At 63.9% G+C, this 2,695-nt stretch carries 4 protein-coding genes; 2 read left to right on the forward strand and 2 right to left on the reverse strand.

The genetic code is table 11. The features are described 5' to 3' along the window. The coding region (locus tag EOA86_RS29830) for a tetraacyldisaccharide 4'-kinase (RefSeq protein WP_206630176.1) at window positions 1-404 on the forward strand (404 nt) is incomplete at its 5' end. Window positions 405-429: 25 nt separating this feature from the next. On the opposite strand, the gene EOA86_RS29835 is transcribed toward EOA86_RS29830, so the two are convergent. Together EOA86_RS29835 and EOA86_RS29840 are read right to left on the reverse strand one after the other, a co-directional pair. Then, a complete protein-coding gene (locus tag EOA86_RS29835) occupies window positions 430-663 on the reverse strand; it encodes a DUF2093 domain-containing protein (protein ID WP_029354089.1) in 234 nt (77 codons plus the stop codon). 143 nt (window positions 664-806) lie between these two features. After that, complete coding sequence (locus EOA86_RS29840) at window positions 807-1,733, reverse strand: LysR substrate-binding domain-containing protein (RefSeq protein WP_128344924.1); 927 nt, start codon at window positions 1,731-1,733, stop codon at window positions 807-809. A gap of 89 nt (window positions 1,734-1,822) precedes the next feature. Here EOA86_RS29840 and EOA86_RS29845 point away from each other — a divergent pair. Further along, window positions 1,823-2,695 (forward strand): DMT family transporter (locus EOA86_RS29845; RefSeq protein WP_164892109.1); only part of this gene is annotated, 873 nt, incomplete at its 3' end.

Raw genomic sequence — 2,695 nt, forward strand, 5'->3', positions numbered from 1 at the left:
GTGCCGGCCGGCCGATCTTCGAGGCGCGTACACGGCCAAGCAGCAAGGCGGGGCTGGCCGGCAAGCGATTTCTCGCCTTTGCCGGCATCGGCCATCCCGACAAATTCTTCGACACGGTCCGTGAGGCCGGCGGCGAGATTGCGCTGACCCGGTCGTTTCCGGACCATCATTTCTATGGCGAGGACGAGCTTGCCGAACTGGCAACGACAGCGCGAGGTGCCGGACTTGGCCTCATCACCACCGCCAAGGACGCCGCCCGGCTGCGCCATGATGCCGCGTCCGCCGATTTCCTCGGACAGCTCGATGTGCTGGAGATCGACACCGTGTTCGATCCCGACCACGTGCCTGAACGCATCATCGACGAGACGCTGGATGCCTGGCGGCAGCGCAAGCTTCAGGGCTGACTTTGCAGCCGATCCGGAAGCTGGTTTAGCGCCGGCTGCGCATTTCGGGATTTGCCTCGATCTCGCGGCGCAGCGAGGCCGCGGCACTCGCATAGGGCTCCTGCCTAGCGACGCTCCAATATTTGAGCTCATCGAGCGGGATGCTTTCGCCGGTGACCGCGCAGCGCACGAAGGCGCCGGGGCTGGTCACCTGGAAGTCGCCGTCTAGGTAGCGGATACGGGCTTCCTTGCCGCCGGGGCCTTCGAAGCGGTTCATCATGACAGGGAGCCAAGGTTCATGAGGATGTCATCGCCACAAAATGCCGGCAAGGTCAAGCTTGGAGCGAGACAAGATTGGGTTTGGTCGTCTCTGTTTCAGACGACAACCAGCCGAGCAAGCCGGCTAAGTGGATGTCCGGCATCCTACTGCTCGGCTACGATGAAATCCTCGATCTTTTCCGGCGCCAGCCCGGCCTGGGCCGCAATGCGCCGGGCAAGCTCGGCGGCGGCGGCGCGCGGTCGCCCTATAGGCCGGTCTAGCCAGTAGGATATCGGGCTGAGAACGATGCGGTCGTCCACAGCGACGATGCGGCCTGACTTCAGTTGATGCTCGATCATTGGCGGCCGCGCCAGCGCAATACCGAGGCCGTGGGCGGCAGCATCGAGCACCAGATTGTAGTCCTCGAAGCGGCGGTCCTGTGGACGCGGGCGATAGTCCATGTCCTGGGCGGCAAACCAGGTGCGCCAGGCCGAAGCGTCCGAATCATTGATCAACGGAAATTTGAGCAGCCGGGCTGGGTCGCCACTGCCGATCTCCCTAGCGAGGTCCGGCGAGGCGACCGGAAACACATGTTCCTCGAACAGCTGTACCGAGACGCGGCTGGGAATGCGGCCGCGGCCGCAGCGGATCGACAGATCGATGCCCTCGTCGGCAAGATCCGCCTGACGGATATCGACGTCGAGCACGATGCGCAGCTTGGATGGGTTGTTTTCCAGCGCCGCCATGCGCGGCATCAGCCACAGCCCGCTGACGGAGGGGATAGAGGTCAGCCGCACCACGGCGGTGCCGCGCGGCTCGATCCAGCGGTCCGAATTGCTGGATATCAGCGCAAAGGCCTCAGTGGTGCGCAGATGCAGCCGGTTGCCTTCGATCGTGAGCGAAACGCCGCGCGCGCCGCGATCGAACACTTTCAGCCCGAGCCAGTCCTCGAGCTTGGCGATCTGCCGGCTGACGGCGCCATGGGTGAGATTGAGTTTTTCGGCAGCGGCCGAAAAGCTGCCCGTCCGCGCCGCGGCGTCGAAGGCGCGCAGGGTTTCAAGCGGCAACATCGCATCCGAGCTGTGATCCATAGTCACAGGTGATCCTCGATTTGGTCGTTTGTCAACCGGCCAGGAAAGGCGTTTGTGTCTTCAGGACAATAAAGGCCCGAGGGTACGAGATGAACGCCTATACCGGCACATTGAATTCGACACAGCGGATGGACACCACAGCAGTCATTGCTGTGGCACTGACAGTGGTTGGCTGGGCCTCCGCCTTTCCGGCGATCCGCGCCGGCCTCGTGGCTTTCGGGCCGCTGGAACTTGGCGCGCTGCGCTTCGCCATCGCGGCGGTGCCGGCGGCGATCTTCCTCGCCGTCAAGCAGCCGGCGCTGCCCCGGCTCGATGAGATTTGGCGCTTTGCCTTCGGCGGCGCCGTCTTCGTTGCGCTCTACACGGCAATGCTCAATTTCGGCGAGCTGACCGTTTCGGCTGGTGCTGCCGGCTTCATCATCAATGTCAGCCCGATCTTTACCGCGATCATGGCGATGGTGCTGCTCGGCGAACGCTTCTCAGGCCTGGCCTGGGCCGGCACATTCCTGTCCTTCGCCGGCATCGGCATCATAGCCATGGGCGAGGGGCAAGGGTTGCATTTCAACAACGGCGCGCTGCTCATCCTCGGCTCGGCGCTGTGCTCGGCCGTCAACACCATCGTGCAAAAGCCGCTATTTGCCCGTCATCATCCACTGACCATTTCGGCCTCGAACATGGTGCTCGGCGCGCTGTGCCTGCTGCCTTTCCTGCCGAGCAGCCTGAAGCAGGCGGCGGTTGCCGATAGCGCCGGCCTCGGCGCCGTGATCTTTCTCGGCATCGTGCCCAGCCTCATCGCCTACGCCGCCTGGGCAACAGCACTTTCCCGTCTGCCTGCAGCCCGTGCCTCGAACTTCCTCTATCTGGTTTCGCCGGCCGCGACGCTGATCGGCTTCTTCTGGCTGGGCGAGGTACCGACGCTGCTCGGTATTCTCGGTGGTGCACTGGCGCTGGGAGGCGTGATC

The sequence above is a fragment of the Mesorhizobium sp. M5C.F.Ca.IN.020.32.2.1 genome, from assembly GCF_004023105.1.
Classification (GTDB): domain Bacteria; phylum Pseudomonadota; class Alphaproteobacteria; order Rhizobiales; family Rhizobiaceae; genus Mesorhizobium; species Mesorhizobium wenxiniae.